The 14,284-nt window shown below is 58.6% G+C and carries 16 protein-coding genes; 8 read left to right on the top strand and 8 right to left on the bottom strand.

Going from position 1 to position 14,284, the window contains the following annotated elements:
- Positions 1-119: 119 nt before the first annotated feature.
- Both hpnC and GH657_RS14735 read left to right on the top strand, forming a co-directional pair.
- Complete coding sequence (gene hpnC, locus GH657_RS14730) at positions 120-986, top strand: squalene synthase HpnC (RefSeq protein WP_153101808.1); 867 nt, start codon at positions 120-122, stop codon at positions 984-986.
- The gene (locus GH657_RS14735; protein ID WP_174769985.1) at positions 983-2,185 is read left to right on the top strand and encodes a glycosyltransferase; all 1,203 of its coding nucleotides are present in this window, start codon (positions 983-985) and stop codon (positions 2,183-2,185) included. The genes hpnC and GH657_RS14735 overlap by 4 nt, the downstream gene beginning before the upstream one ends.
- A 49-nt stretch (positions 2,186-2,234) precedes the next feature.
- On the opposite strand, the gene GH657_RS18145 is transcribed toward GH657_RS14735, so the two are convergent.
- Complete coding sequence (locus GH657_RS18145) at positions 2,235-3,386, bottom strand: ankyrin repeat domain-containing protein (protein WP_220094863.1); 1,152 nt, start codon at positions 3,384-3,386, stop codon at positions 2,235-2,237.
- A gap of 345 nt (positions 3,387-3,731) precedes the next feature.
- Between GH657_RS18145 and GH657_RS14745 the strand changes: the two genes are divergently transcribed.
- Positions 3,732-4,280 (top strand): transglycosylase SLT domain-containing protein, encoded by a 549-nt coding sequence (locus tag GH657_RS14745; protein WP_425495759.1) that lies wholly within the window; start codon positions 3,732-3,734, stop codon positions 4,278-4,280.
- On the opposite strand, the gene GH657_RS14750 is transcribed toward GH657_RS14745, so the two are convergent.
- The gene (locus tag GH657_RS14750) at positions 4,277-4,756 is read right to left on the bottom strand and encodes a hypothetical protein (protein WP_153101810.1); all 480 of its coding nucleotides are present in this window, start codon (positions 4,754-4,756) and stop codon (positions 4,277-4,279) included. The genes GH657_RS14745 and GH657_RS14750 overlap by 4 nt on opposite strands.
- A 146-nt stretch (positions 4,757-4,902) precedes the next feature.
- A complete protein-coding gene (gene hpnA, locus GH657_RS14755) occupies positions 4,903-5,910 on the bottom strand; it encodes a hopanoid-associated sugar epimerase (RefSeq protein WP_153101811.1) in 1,008 nt (335 codons plus the stop codon).
- Positions 5,911-6,066: 156 nt separating this feature from the next.
- On the opposite strand from hpnA, the gene GH657_RS14760 reads away from it, so the two are divergent.
- Complete coding sequence (locus GH657_RS14760) at positions 6,067-6,363, top strand: acylphosphatase (protein WP_153101812.1); 297 nt, start codon at positions 6,067-6,069, stop codon at positions 6,361-6,363.
- Positions 6,364-7,217: 854 nt separating this feature from the next.
- Here the strand turns inward: GH657_RS14760 and GH657_RS18055 are convergent.
- Positions 7,218-7,469 carry a hypothetical protein gene (locus tag GH657_RS18055; RefSeq protein WP_174769986.1) on the bottom strand — a complete coding sequence of 84 codons (252 nt, stop codon included), beginning with the start codon at positions 7,467-7,469 and terminating at the stop codon, positions 7,218-7,220.
- Here GH657_RS18055 and GH657_RS18060 point away from each other — a divergent pair.
- Positions 7,464-8,108 carry an ankyrin repeat domain-containing protein gene (locus GH657_RS18060; protein ID WP_174769987.1) on the top strand — a complete coding sequence of 215 codons (645 nt, stop codon included), beginning with the start codon at positions 7,464-7,466 and terminating at the stop codon, positions 8,106-8,108. The two genes, GH657_RS18055 and GH657_RS18060, sit on opposite strands and share 6 nt — an antisense overlap.
- Here GH657_RS18060 and GH657_RS14770 read toward each other — a convergent pair.
- The 4 genes from GH657_RS14770 to GH657_RS14785 all read right to left on the bottom strand — a co-directional run bounded on the left by GH657_RS14770 (position 8,099) and on the right by GH657_RS14785 (position 10,249).
- Positions 8,099-8,359: a hypothetical protein gene (locus GH657_RS14770; RefSeq protein WP_153101814.1), complete on the bottom strand. Its 261-nt coding sequence runs from the start codon at positions 8,357-8,359 to the stop codon at positions 8,099-8,101. The genes GH657_RS18060 and GH657_RS14770 overlap by 10 nt on opposite strands.
- Positions 8,352-9,098 carry a DNA/RNA non-specific endonuclease gene (locus GH657_RS14775; RefSeq protein WP_153101815.1) on the bottom strand — a complete coding sequence of 249 codons (747 nt, stop codon included), beginning with the start codon at positions 9,096-9,098 and terminating at the stop codon, positions 8,352-8,354. The genes GH657_RS14770 and GH657_RS14775 overlap by 8 nt, the downstream gene beginning before the upstream one ends.
- Before the next feature lie 127 nt (positions 9,099-9,225).
- Positions 9,226-9,645, bottom strand: coding sequence for a DUF3564 family protein (locus GH657_RS14780; protein WP_153101816.1), 420 nt, complete (start codon positions 9,643-9,645; stop codon positions 9,226-9,228).
- A gap of 121 nt (positions 9,646-9,766) precedes the next feature.
- The gene (locus GH657_RS14785; RefSeq protein WP_153101817.1) at positions 9,767-10,249 is read right to left on the bottom strand and encodes a VOC family protein; all 483 of its coding nucleotides are present in this window, start codon (positions 10,247-10,249) and stop codon (positions 9,767-9,769) included.
- Positions 10,250-10,742: 493 nt separating this feature from the next.
- On the opposite strand from GH657_RS14785, the gene GH657_RS14790 reads away from it, so the two are divergent.
- The 3 genes from GH657_RS14790 (at position 10,743) to GH657_RS14800 (ending at position 14,283) form a co-directional block, all read left to right on the top strand.
- Entirely contained in the window at positions 10,743-11,936 is a 1,194-nt protein-coding gene (locus tag GH657_RS14790; RefSeq protein WP_153101818.1) for an ankyrin repeat domain-containing protein, read from the top strand.
- Between the two features lie 45 nt (positions 11,937-11,981).
- Positions 11,982-13,442 carry a hypothetical protein gene (locus tag GH657_RS14795; RefSeq protein ID WP_153101819.1) on the top strand — a complete coding sequence of 487 codons (1,461 nt, stop codon included), beginning with the start codon at positions 11,982-11,984 and terminating at the stop codon, positions 13,440-13,442.
- Positions 13,443-14,070: 628 nt separating this feature from the next.
- On the top strand, positions 14,071-14,283 hold the full coding sequence (locus tag GH657_RS14800) for a hypothetical protein (RefSeq protein ID WP_153101820.1): 213 nt from the start codon (positions 14,071-14,073) through the stop codon (positions 14,281-14,283).
- Position 14,284: the final 1 nt, after the last annotated feature.

The raw sequence follows: 14,284 nt of genomic DNA on the forward strand, positions 1-14,284 counted from the left end.
GCAATATGCCGTTTGCATTTCAGGTTTGCTGATTTAAAGCGGCTTGAGGGCCGCTTTAAGGTCACTGATTTTAAGCCGCTGATTTAAATTGAACATTCAAGGATACCGAGGCCCACGGGATGGAAGTCGATCATTATGAAAACTTTCCGGTTGCCAGCATTTTGTTGCCCAAAGCGCTGCGCGCGCCGGTGGGGGTGATTTACCACGTTGCCCGCACCGCAGACGATATCGCCGATGAAGGCGACTGGAGCCCCGCTCAGCGCCACGCCAGGCTCGCCGATTTTCGCGCCGGGCTGGATGCGGTTGCCGCAGGGCGCGCCGCATCGGTGCATACGGCGCTCTTTTGCAAGCTTGCCGGTGTGGTGGCGCACTATCAGTTGCCGCTGACACCGTTTTACGATCTGGTGTCCGCCTTCGATCAGGATATCGAGACCGTCCGCTATGCCGACTGGTCCGCGCTGAACGACTATTGCAGCCGGTCGGCCAATCCGGTCGGGCATTTGATGCTGCATCTGTTCGAAGCGGCAACGCCTGCCAACCTGGCGGATTCCGATGCTATTTGCACGGCGTTGCAACTCATCAATTTCTGGCAGGACGTCGCTATCGACTGGCAAAAAGGCCGTGTGTACCTGCCGCTGGCTGATATGGCACGCTTTGGCGTGACTGAGGCGCAGATCGCGGAAGGCCGCGTCGATCACGCGTGGCGGGCCCTGATGGCACACGAAGTCGCTTACGCCCGCGCGCTGATTGTGCGTGGCGCGCCGCTGGCGTTGCGCTTGCCGGGGCGCTTCGGGCTTGAGTTGTGCAGCATCGTGCAGGGCGGCTTGCGCATCCTGGAGCAGATCGAAAGGGCGGGTTATGACGTGTTTCGCCGGCGTCCGGTGCTGGGCGGCGTGGACTGGTGCATCGTGGCGATGAGCACGCTGGCGATGCGGCTGTCGCGGCGCGTCGTGGTGCGGCTGCCGTCCGTGAAGGGTGGCGTATGAACGTGCTGCTCCTGATCCTGTTTGGCCTCGCGTGTCTCTCGCTGCTGCTCTGGGTGGGGCTGCTGCTGGCGCGTGGCGGGTTCTGGCGGACACAGCCCGCGTTGCCGCTGCCGCTGCCATTTGCATTAGACGCTCGGGACGCCCCGAAGGCCTGGCCTGCGGTGGTCGCGGTGATCCCAGCGCGGGACGAGGCCGATGTGCTGGGCGAGGCGCTGGCCTCATTGCTTGGCCAGGATTACGCGGGGGCGTTTCATGTGATCGTCGTCGATGATCACAGCAGCGATGGCACCGCCGATGTGGCGCGTGCCACGGCCTTGCAGCTCCAGTGTCCCGGACGTTTGACGGTGCTGGCGGCCAAGCCGCTGCCACCGGGCTGGTCAGGCAAGGTCTGGGCCCAGGCGCAAGGTATCGAGGCGGCGCGCGCGCTCGGGCTGGCGGCGGATTTTCTCCTGCTCACCGATGCCGATATCGCTCATCCGCCCGATGCGGTGACGCAACTGGTCGTGCGCGCCGAGACGGAGCAACGCGATCTGGTGTCGCTGATGGTGCGGCTGCGTTGCGATTCATGGCAGGAGAAGGCGCTGATTCCGGCGTTCGTGTTCTTCTTTGCCAAGCTGTATCCGTTCGCCTGGGTCAATCATCCGCGCCGGCGCACGGCCGCGGCGGCGGGTGGCTGCATGCTGGTGCGGCGCACGGCGCTGGAGGAAGCGGGCGGGATTGAGTCGATTCGCGCCGAGCTGATCGACGATTGCAGCCTGGCCGCGCGGATCAAGCATCGGGGCGCGGGGCGTCATCCGATCCGGCTGGATCTGGCGGCGCGCAGCATGTCGTTGCGGCCCTATGACGGCTGGGGCGAGATCTGGAACATGATCGCGCGCACGGCTTTCACGCAATTGCGCTATAGCGCCTGGCGTCTGGCGGGGACGGTGCTGGGCATGGCGCTGATTTATCTGGTGCCGCCGCTTGCGGCGCTGGTGTTGGGGCCGCTGGGCTGGCCCGGCTGGCTGGCGTGGCTGGCGATGTGCTGCGCTTATGCACCGATGCTGCGTTATTACGGGCGTTCGCCGTTCTGGGCGCCGTTCTTGCCGCTGGTGGCGCTGTTTTATGTCGGCGCAACCTGCGCTTCGGCATGGCGTTACTGGCGCGGCAAGGGCGGGCAGTGGAAGGCGCGGGTTCAGGCACCGGTGCAGGGGCGTTAGGGCGGGCCGTCAAGGATGGATTGCAGCGCGGCGGCGGAAAGCGGCTGCGCTATGAAAGGGGCGGCCTGGACTGGGCCAGGTGAGGTGAGGGATCGATGCCATGTAACTGGTACATGGTCAGCATGTTTTGATAGGCCAGTAATAAAGAAGGCGGTGCCATGCCTCGCAGTAATTCCTCTGCCAGAAAATCGACCAGATTATTTCCCATTACTCCGAAATCTGGCTCCTGGATTTGTTTATTAAACAGGAGTTTGAAAATTTCATAATTACCGGATGCCATATAATATTCAAAGAGTGTGATTTTCCTCCCGGTGCTTTTTAGTGTGAAAACTTCGTGGCGGTTGCAGTCGTGCGCGAGTAATTGTGCGATGGAGTTGCGAATTTTTTTATAGGGCTGATAATGTAAATTATTTTTTTCTACTACAAATTCTGCCGCGAATTCCGTTGCAAGTTCTTCCGTCAAGTTTGCCTTGGTTGTTTGGTCGTGACCTGTTTTAAATCTTTTTTCGTATGTTAATTCTAATTTATTGATTAAATCATCTAATTTCCTGCAGGCAAATGACAGCGGCGATCTGTATGTTCCCTTTATAATATGATGGGCCTTGAGATCGAGTAATAATTTTAAGATTGGAATATTGCCATTGATAATGGCGATATGCAGTGCAGTATGGCCTTCATGGTTTGTTCGATTCAAATTCAGGCGGCTGGCTGTTTGTTGCCACAAAGGCTTGCATAGCGAAAAATTATCTTTCATGTCCAGGTCGGCAACCCGCACAAGAAAATCCTTCATCGGTGCTAAATTCTGCTCAAGTAACTGTTGCAGTATATTTTCTATGCCAGTCAGGTCTTTTTCTTTTAATAATGGAAAAGGTGTTCTTTTCGTTGGGTTATGTGTTTTTAAGAAGGCTGCATCCAGCTCGTTATAGAGTAAATTGAAAAGCTCATTAGCTATTTTGAGATTTTTCTCTGGCGTAGCCGGTGCTGGAGTTTCCGGTAAAATAATTGCGGCATCGATTTTTTTATTAAATACCTGTTTTTCCGGTTGAGTTTGATTTGTTGACGAACCATTCATGATATTTGTCAGGGACGTCTGTTTGTCACGGAATTTTTTGCTGGGGGCCGCAGGCCGTTGAGGGTTTTTGATTGGCTGATTTTTATTGAGTGCAGCGTTGGATGTCGAAGATACAGCTGTCTTATGCATGAAAAGTTCTCTCAATTAAAAGTTTTTGTCGTGCCATATCGGAATAAACGGATGATTTAATCGATCGGTTATCGGCATATCTGTATTTCGTTTCCGAAATTGGGCAGGATATCGCTGCGCTGGGCAGCGAAATATCCAATACGCATGGCAGGCAGGTTAGTAACGCGTGCTTCCGGGGCGTTCCATGAGAATGACGGGCGGTCCATACGAACGCTATCCGAACGCCATCCGTTAGCCATCCGGCAGTTTGACCGCCCGGACGTTGTGCCGGATGATGGCCGCACGTTGAATTCCGGATGCTGACTCATGCCTTCTGTTTTTCGTTTTTGCCGGAGTGTTTTACTGTTGTCCGCAGCATGGCCCCAATGGGCGCTGGCCGAACCGGTGCCGGATTATCTCTCGCGCGAATTTGGCCTCGCCCAGGCCAAAGCCGAGCTGATCGCCAGCGAGGTCCAGCTCGCGGCGGACAAATACTCGCTGCCGCCCGCATTGCTGCTGGCGATTATTTCGATCGAATCCCGCTTTCAGGAAAAAGCCCGGGGCACGCATGGCGCGACGGGGCTGATGCAGGTCGTGCCTTCGGCGCATCGCGGGCTGCTGCGCGGGGTGAAGGATTTGACCGAGCCGCGCGTCAATATCGACAAAGGTTCGGCGATTTTGCACGGTTACGTGCAAGCGGCGGGTGGGGATCTGAAGGCGGGGCTGAAAAGCTATGGCGGCTCGCGGGCCTATGCGGAGAAAGTCAAGCTGCGTACAAAACGGTTTGAGCGCGTGGTGGGAACGGGGGCGGGCGCGGACGATGCGGGTACCGGGGCGGTGCCGGGTGTGCCCGACGAGGCCTTGCCGGGCGGCCTTTCCGCCACCCGGGCATTCACCGTGCCCAGCGCCCGTTAGCGCTGGGTTAGCAGCATATACATCTGAATCACCTGATCCGGCGAGAATGTGAACGGCACCCAGCCGTGGCCGCCGTGCCGCATGATCAGCATGCGGTCGCCATTCGATTGCTTTTGTATGGCCATTACCGGGTTGCGCGTTGCGGCAAAGCGCCAGCCAGGCGGCAGGCTGAGCGGTGCTTCGGGCAGCATCGAGGCGCGGGCACAGGCCAGTTCGTCAATCAACTGGTCGATTTGCTCAGGGTGCAGCGAGACAGTTTGATTGCCCACCGTCAGCGTGATTTCGTTCTGGCCAGGCCGCGCCACCTGGAGCGTTGGCTTGCCTGTGGCAGGCGGTGCTTCGGCTTCGGCTTCGAGTGATGGTGCGGGAGGATCTGTTGGTTCTGCTGCTGGAGCGCTTGCCCGGGAGGCCGCCGCAGCGTCGATCAGCTGGGCGACGCCGGTTTCTAGTGCGCCAATCTGTTCCTGAAGATTCATGCGTGGGCTCTCTGATAAGTGCGGCGATTTTACTCGCGCCTCTCACTTTTTGGCGTCTTGCCGCGTAACAAAATACCGCGAAAATACCGCGCCCCTGGACGCGAAGCTGGGCATGGAGATGAACTTAAACGCGGTACGAAACCCGCTTAATCCAGATAGCCCGCCGCGCGAAACCATGCGAGCGCATCGCGCAACCCTTCGCGGTAAGGCCGTGCCGTATAACCCAGTTCACGCTGGGCTTTGGCCGAGGTGAAATACATCTTGTTTTGCGACATGCGCAGCCCATCCACCGTGATAAACGGTTCGCGCTGTGTGAAGCGCGCGACGGTTTCCGCGCCCAGCGCCAGCGGATAGAGCGGCCAGCGCGGCAGGCTAAGGCGTGGCGGCCGATGCCCGTTGAGCGCCGCGAGCTCGGCGAGCATCGTTTGCAGCGACAGGTTTTCGCCGCCCAGGATGTATCGCTCGCCGATCTTGCCGCGCTCGAGTGCAAGAAAATGCCCCGCCGCCACATCCTCGACATGAACCAGATTCAGCCCGGTATCGACAAAAGCGGGGATTTTGCCGCGCGCGGCCTCGACGATGATGCGGCCCGTGGGCGTGGGTTTGATGTCGCGCGGGCCGATGGGGGTGGATGGATTGACGATCACGGCAGGCAGGCCATCGTGCGCGATCATGTGCTCCACGGCGCGCTCGGCGAGGACCTTGCTGCGCTTGTAGACGCCGATGGCCTGGCTGGCTTCCAGTGGCGTGGTTTCGTCAGCGGATCGCCCCGAACCTGTGACCTTCAGCGTGGCCACGCTGCTGGTGTAGACGATGCGCTCCACGCCTTCGTGCAACGCGGCGCGCATGGTGGCCTCGGTGCCTTCGAGATTGGCGCGTTCGATCTCAAGCGGATTGGGCGCCCACAGACGGTAATCGGCCGCGACGTGCAGCAGATAGCGTGCGCCTCGCAGCGCCGCGCGCATCGACGGTTCGTCGCGCATGTCGCCCACAGCGACCTCGGCTTCCAGCCCTTCAAGGTTGCCTCGAGGGCTGGAGGCGCGCACCAGGACGCGCACGGCGAAGCCTTTTTGCTGCGCGATCCGCGCCACCGCCGAGCCGACAAAACCGGAAGCGCCGGTTACCAGGACGAGATCTCGATTCGGAGCAGTCATGCTGTAGGAGGTTCCATGCGAGGCAGAGGCCGGATTGTACGTTGCCCGAGGTTGCCCGGCGCGCTCCGATGCGCTCCGGTATGGCGTAAACGAGGCGCTGCGATGGCCAGCGCAACGCTAGAATGCGCGCAGGAAAAATATTGGGGAGCAGCGGCAATGAGCAGTCCGGATCTGGATGTCCGAATCGAGACCTGTTATGCGCGGGTGCGAGGCGTGGTGCAGGGGGTGGGTTTTCGTCACGCGACGATGCGCGAGGCGCATGCGCTGGGTTTAGGCGGCTGGGTTGCCAATCTCGAAGATGGTTCGGTGGAGGTGCTGTTGCAAGGGCCGGCCAACAAGGTGGACAGGATGCTTTCGTGGCTGCGTCACGGGCCACCGGCGGCGCGCGTGACGGAGGTGAGCAGCGAGGAGTGCATGACGGAAAAGCGTTATGCCCGGTTTGAGCAGCATTGAGGAGGCGAGGCCTGGCCTGGCGATAAAAACCCGCTCAGTGCATGGCAAAACGCGAATGAGCGGGCGAGGAAAGCAGCGAGTCGAGCAACCATCGGGAAGATGGCTGGCGGTAGGGCGGTAATAGGGCTGGCAGATTATTTGCGCGAGTGAACAGAAACAGGGATTGAGAACCCTCTTCCATGCACTTCTTGGATTCCTGACAGCTCTCTTTTTGCAGCTCTTCAGAATGGCCAGAGTTTTTGCACCAGACCCAGAGCTTGGCGCCGCGATTACCTCAGCCGTCCGCTTGCCAATTTCGCCAATTGCGCCAATTGCGCCAATTGCGCCAATTGCGCCAATTGCGCCAATTGCGCCAATTGCGCCATTTTCTGCCGGGTATAAAAGCGCGTTTGACTTGCTGCTTGCCGTCGTGACGATTTTTCTGGGAGAGAGACCCATACCCATGAATTCCGTGTCAGTTCAATGATTCTGTGTGGGTAATCCCCATGCCACTTTAGTTCGTTACACGGATCATCTTTCTCCTGACTGGCCGCTATCAAGCTTGCCGGTCACCTATCCTCCTCCGGCAAAAGAACTTCAGCATTCAACGGAACGTTTTGCTCCCGCCTGTTACCCAAAGTGCATGGGTAGCTGGATTGTGTCTGAAGATTAAGGGAGCGCAAAAGCGTGTCCTGATAGCGGAATAATCGGGTTCGGAAGAAATTATGGATATTTATCTTCGTTTATCAGGGATTCTCTTTCCCCGACAGCCAGGGTGCCCCCAGCGCTCTGCCGCCGCTTCTCCGGGCGCGCGTGCGAAGCGTTTTTTAAGAGAAATCTATAACGGCCTGGCCAATGGCGCCTGGCGCGATCATTTAAAAGATGAATCCGCTCAATGCACCGCCATTTTGCAAAATATTGCCGCCGGAGATTGCAGCGCGGATCGGGTCAAAAATTTTATCGAATCCAACAACCTTGGCATTGATCAAAGATTGCAAGGTGGATATACGCTGACGCATTTTTTGCTGAAAAAAGCATGGCCGAATAGCGCGGCACCTATCCAGATACTGCTTCACCATGGGGTGAACTACGAAACCGTCGCGGAAAATGGCGATTCGCTCATGCATGATGCGGTTCGTTTCGCCTCGCCAGCGATTTTCGACACGCTGGTGCAACTAGGCTCGACGCAATTGAATGCGATGAACCCGCAAGGCGAGACGCCATTGCATTGCGCGGTACAACAAGGCGATGGCTTGATGGTTGGGCTGTTGCTGGCCAATCAGGCCGATCCGCTGCAGGCCAGTGACACGGGTCGATCCGCGCTTGATCTCGCGCTGCAAAAAGTGACGAATGAATATCCCGCGATCACAACAGGCACGGCAAAAATTGCAGAAAAAATGATCGTGGCGGCGCGGCAAAAAAATAGCGTCATGGATCTGGATTTATTGACGATCCGCTTTCTGGGCGCGCTGGTATTAAAGCCCGCCGCGTTTGCCTATGACGGCAATGATCCGCGCCACTTGCGGCAAATCTTGTTGGCTTTAGGTGAAAAACGGACTCCTGGCCTCTTGACTGGACACGAAATCTTTCTGCATGAACTCAACGTGCAATTGCGCCAGGCGGCGGCCTGTGGCGGAAGTGAAAGCAAGAGCGAGGCCCGTGAAAATATCCGGTTCTGCCAGGTTTATGCCGCGGAAATAGTCAATGGCGCGCTACTCCAGGGGCAACAGCAGCGCGCTCACGGGCTCGGCCTGGCTCAACGCTGAAACGGATTGTCGATGACATGAGGGGCGGCGGGCGGCTCATCGGCGCTGTGCTCCGGTAAATCAGCCTGCGCCTGCAAGGCAGCGATCACGCTGCCCAGCGCCTGATGCAAGGCGAGCGCGGCTTTCAGGCTGCGTTTGTCGCGCTTGAGCGCGAGCGTTCCGGCGATCTCCACCTGGGCGGCGCTATTGCTTACCGTGAGTGCATCGCCCTGAAGGTTCAGCACATCGTCGTTCGAATACGCTTTAAACACCTTTGAGCCCTCCTGGCCGCTGGTCCTTCAATGATTCCGGGATACCCGGAAATTGCAGGCCGCTGCTGGCCTCCAGTTCGTGCACGGTTTTGATCTGATAGCGGCGCGTGTTGGCATTGTCACTGACAACCGCAAACGCCCGTTGCCGCGAAGGCACATAAATCAGTTTGAACAGTTGCGTCGGCACGAATACACCGCGCTCGCCAATCGTTTGCAACTGCGCTCCCGTGAACATCGGCCCTGTCACCACATAGACCTCGCCGTCTTGCATGGCGAGCTTGCGCACGGCTGTTTCCAGGCGCGACCACAATTGCTGGTTATGCAAATGGTTTTGCGGCACGACGTTGGCCAGCGAGAACGATTGCGCCATCGCTTGCGGATTCCAGCGATTGCCCGCCGGGCTCATATGGCCGCGGTCGAAACCACTGCGGCGATAGTCCGTGAGCATCGCGCCCTCGCCCGCTGGCAAGCGGGCATCGGCAAAAAAGCGGTTGGTGCGCACCATGTCGCGGGCCGCTTCGATGTGCGCGCGCGTGAGATGTTCAGCCGACCAGAGTGGGCCGTGCGTGATGCCGGAATGCAAGACCGCGAAATCGTCGTAGCACAGCAGGCGCGTGGCGGGCGCCATCTTCGGGTTGGTCAGCACAGGCCATTGATCGTTCGGCGTGAATGAGGAGCAAGACGCCACCGCCGCGTGAGTTGCCAGCGTGAGCAGTAAACAGACAAACCATTTCTTCATGAATCTGATGAGGGATAAAAAGACAGGAAAGATGAAGCGGGGGCGAGAGTATAGCGTTTCGTGTTTCGCTTTCCGGTCTTATCCGTGTTGCGCCCTGACGGGGACCAACGCCAGGCCCCATGCAACGCTAACGCCAATGAGCGAACACGCTGTGTTCGGCCCGCACCCGTTGCCGGTCGATCGCTTGCAACTGCCATGAGCCGCCAATGGGCACATGCCGTCCCGAGAGGCCAGACCAAGCCACCGGCCCGCGTGTTTGTGCCTGGCAACAGGTGGCGGCGTCCGCGGCATCGGCGTCTGTCGTGACGCTGAGGTCGTACAGCGTGCACAAGGGGGCGTCGTTGCCTGCCGAACACAGCATGGTCACGCCGTGTTCCTGACGCAACCGGCCCCACGGCGGCAGGTCCACGCCTTCATGCGCTTCCCGCGACCAGCGGCGTTCTTCGGTATCTAGCCAGAGCACCGCGTAATCACACGATTCACACGATTCACGCGATTCATGCGGCGTCTGGGGGCTCGGGCCATTGAGCAAGATCGTCAAACGCATGGCAGCTCCTGGGCAAAAGGATGTCGTGGGCTCTGTAGTCTAGGAAAGAACCCACGGCATTCAAGTCGGCTTTCGACCCTGCCCTGTTTGTCTGCCCGGTAAGAATGACGGGAATGACCCGTTACTGGCCGTGGCCGGTTTGCGCCATCGCGCTCATCGCGGCCTGAATGTCCGCCTCGCTGACATCGCGCACGTGTGTGGCGATGGACCAGTGATGGCCGAAAGGATCTTCCACCTGGCCGTAGCGGTCGCCCCAGAACATGTCGGCGAGCGGCATCGTGACCTTGGCGCCCGCTGCGGTGGCCTGGTTCAAGGTCGCGTCGGCGTCGGCCACATACAGATGAAGTATGACCGGCGAGCCTTTGAGCGCCTGGGGCCCGGACATGCCGCAATTGGGGGAGGCATCGGCGAGCATCAGCATCGAATCGCCCACCTTGAGTAGCGCATGCAGGATCTTGCCGTCCGGCCCAGGCAGACGCATGAGCTCAGTGGCGTTAAAGGCTTTCTGATAGAACTCGATGGCCTGGGCTGCACCCTCGCAGATCAGATAGGGGGTGAGCGCATGCATGCCATCGGGGATCGGTTTGACGGAAGTGGAGGACATCGAGGCTCCTTGTTGTGGGGGGGAGACGGATCAATCGTGGAACGGATAGCGCAACGGGCCGCGAGAGGCGTTTGTCAGTGTAAGTCGCCATAAAACAGGTGCAATGCGTAATTCGCTGCAATAGCGGGAACGGCCATGCGTGATGGGTTACATAGCTGACACTATTTCCCCGCCGCTGTTTTGCGGTGGGTATGCCTCGTGTTTTTGTCTTGTTTTCGTTCCTATGCCTGGTGTTTATCCCACGTTTCCCCGTCATGTCGAGACATCTCCCGCTTTTCACCGCCAGCAGGAGGCCGGCAGGGTTCACGCTCCGCCTGCTCCGCAAGGCGTAGATGACAGCGAAGGCGCGAATGACCTGTCGCGGTTCGACCGTCAGCCTCTGCGCTTGTTCGTGCATGACGAGGCCACACGTCAATTCTGGGGGAGAGTGTTCGAGGCGGTTCTGTCGCACGACGTGGACAGTTTGGCCTTGTGCTTGCGTCGGCGGGGGACCGTGGAGATCTGTTCGCGCTATGGCATAACGGTCAATCGCGCGCCCGCTTTGGACTGGTTGGTCCAGAGCGTGCCGGACCATCTCGGTGAAATTCTGGCCGACCAGATTCTGGCGCCGGATTTCGATGGAGCCATGCGCACGGACGCACTCGCGCGCGTGATGGATGCCATGTGCCGCTTTCAGCGTGACGATCTGGTTCGTGCGCTGGTGGCGTGCGGTATGCCTGTCGATAGCTGCGATAGCGATGGCATGTCGCTGTTACGGCATGCGTGTCGGCATGCCGATGTCGCCAGCATGATGGTTTTGCTCCACTACCACGCTAATCCCAATGCGCGTATTGGCCATGAGAGCCTGTCATTGCTGTCATGGGCCAGTGGCATTGCGCCGCCCAGCAATGCCGGTGTGGCCGTGCGCACGTTGCTGTGCGCCGGGGCGGATGTCGATCAGTGGCTCGCCTGGAATGCCGGGCGGCCTTTGGTGCCTGAAGTGGCGGCCGAATTGCTGGTGTGGTCGCTGGCGGTGGGCCGGACCGATCTGCAAGGCCTGGCTGAGCTGCACCGCGCCGAGGTTGCACTGCCGCTGGCTTATCTCGACTGTTACCAATGGGTTGATGCAGACGGCAAGATGCGCTTGCGTCAGGCCTTTTCCCAGCACATCACCGCGAACGCCGAACATCAGCAGGCTTTGATCGATCATGTGCTGTTTGATCTTCATCCGGAAAAGATGTGGCATTTGAGGTGTGGCGAAATAACCTTGCGGCGCCAGCGGTTGAATGTATTGGATGAAATGCGCCGGGACGGTCTCGAGCCGCCGCTATCGCCGTTACGGCGAGAGCGGCGCGATGCGGAGGGGCCTGCGCGTGCGTTTTTGCTGGCCGGATGTGAGCGCGAGTTATTGCCCCGCCTGATGCGCGATCTTGAGCAGGTGTGGTGCGAGGGCATGCTTCCGTTTGATGCAGCGTGCGAGGACTTGCTCAGGACGTGGGTTCGGGAGGCACTCGAGGTGCTGCTTGAGCTGGTTGATCTGCGCCTTGCCGCTGAACGGGTTTGGCTGGATCAAGCGCTGCTCGGGCTCTCCGCGAAGATCAGCCGCAACCGTGCGCAACTGCTCGATGAGCCTGGCAAGCAAGCCGCTTGCGATGTGCAACTGGCCCATTTGCACCGCGTGCGAACGCGCGTGGCTGCATTTTCATAAAACATAAAACTGTTCCGCCTGATCTTTTATTAGAGGATGCACTGAATGGCTTTAGGTCCCACTCGATTTTTTTCCTTCTCTGCTTATCCGGATCCGGTTGGCGGTTTTGACGATATTGGAACAATCGATAAGCAGATGGCGGACACGGGGGCGCTCACTGCGCGTGCCGGCTCTGATTTGCATCTGCCGCCACTCTGTTTGCAGGCAGCGCGCACGCAGGTCTTGTTCTCCGGCCAGTTCCCACGCGTGCTGCAATATCTGTTGCCAATGCAGTGGCAGAGCCTGTATACCGCAGTCCTCAATCACCAGGCCGAGGATTTACGGCGCTTATTGCCGCAAGCCGAAATCGGCCAGCAGGAGGGTGGGAGAGCGTTATATATCAATGGTCACCGGGCCATTGACTGGTTGACGCGCGAGCTTCCAGAAAGCCAGGTGGTGCCGTTTATCCGCTACCTGAAGCAGTGCGCCGGGCCTGCAGGGTCTGATCCCGGCAGGCAGGCGCAGGTGCAGGCGTTGGCCAGCTACATGATGAACGGCGCTCCTTACGCTCATGGCCGGGCCGACATTGTCCAGGCGCTATTGGGGCATGGTTGTCCCGCGGTGCTCAAAGCCAATAATGGCCGCACTACGCTGCTAGAGGCCGTGCTGAGTGGTGATGGGTCGAGCGTGAAGGTACTGGTGTGCAACGGCTCGCGCCTCGATTTGCCGGTTTTGTGCGACGGGCATCTATTGCCTCTATTTTCATTGGCTTGCGGCTACCGCGATCATGCCGGACAGCCCGACGGCAGGCCGCTGCGAGCCTTGCTGCGAGCCGCGCTGTGGGCTAGCCTGAACCGCCGCCCGCAGCTCGCCGTGGATCGCAGACCACTTTCGCCGACGAGTGCTGCGGAGCTTTTCCCCTTTGGGCTGGCGACAGGCGAACCGGCTATCGTGGATTGGGCGGTTCTTTATCTCAGGGATGCTTTCGCCCCACTAGCCTGGCTGGACTTTTATACGGATGCCGATGCATCCGGAAAGGAGCGTCTGGCGAAGCAGTTTCTCGCCTATGTCAAATCCAGCCGGAAGAACCAGATTGAGGTGTTCGAGAGCCTGTTCCTGATGATCCATCCCGACCATATCGGGATGACAACGCTAGCGCAATGGCAGGCCTTCGGGGAGCGTCTGAACGTACTGGAGGAAATAAATCATTGGGCGCTTGAGCAGGCGGGCAGCGCGTTGCTGGACACGTGTGCCCGCATTGCGTTTTCCTGGTGCCTGACCGTGATCGGAGCGCTCTGGGCACAGCCGCTCGGGCTGGCCGATTTCGAGGTAGCGCACAACAAAGAAAATATGATCCTGCGTACCTATGCAATCGTGCTCAAGTTGACCGGAGGCCTGCCTGCGGCGCAGCGCGCGGCCCATCTGGCGGAGTTCCACGCGTTGCGGCAGTGGGTGATCGAGGTCCAGGTTGCGGTTGCTGAACGTTGCGCTTGCCTCGCGCACTTGCAATACCTGTTCGACGCTTAAGTCCTGGCCCGCTGGCCCGCTGGCCGGGCAGCCCGCGTATGCCGCGGTGATGAAGCTCAAGTGGAAGAGAAAAACCGCAAAAAATCCAGGACGTTTTGCCGCGCCAGGTTATTGACTGAGCGCTCACCGACCAGGGCGATGATATTCAGGATTTTGAAGCTTCAGATAAAAATATAAAGTCACTGAATTTGAGTAAAAACACCATTGATTCTAATGCTGGCGCTGGGTGTGGAAAGGTGTTGGCACAAGTCTGCCCGGGCCTGGAAAGACTTTGTGTGGAGGGCACAGGGGCCGGTATTGATTTTATGGCTTCAGCTATTGATAACCTGAAACATTTAACCGGGTTGCAGCTTTCAAAATTGACGACGGTGGAAGTCGAAAATAATAAATTCTGCTGGACCTTGAAGCAGCACGGCTGGCTAAAGCCTCGATCCCCCGCTTTTTGCAGCGCTAAAACTGTTGCACGAAGCGTTCGATGTCTGCCGCCAGCAGATTTCTGGAACGTTTCGTAACGGCCGGTTACATAGAAAGCATGAGACGTCGGCATGGGCATTTTGCAAAGATGTAGCCCGTGTCCGCAGATGAATTAACGAACTGACGAACTGGATTTTTATGAGGATGACAAGCTATGCCTAGCGTTCGTACCACTACCCGTGCGACGGCATCGGCAACCGGAGCAGGCAACGACGATAAGACCAAGTGTGAAAATGAACTGACGGTCCGCGCGTTTCATGAGGGAGTTGATTTCCTGCGCGTTCTGGGGAATTTTTTCAAAGACAAGAACGCGACACTGGGCGAGTTGCCGGACCTGATAACAGGCCGGGTTCAGTTGCATAAGTGAA

The sequence above is a fragment of the Paraburkholderia hayleyella genome (genome assembly GCF_009455685.1).
GTDB classification, from domain to species: domain Bacteria; phylum Pseudomonadota; class Gammaproteobacteria; order Burkholderiales; family Burkholderiaceae; genus Paraburkholderia; species Paraburkholderia hayleyella.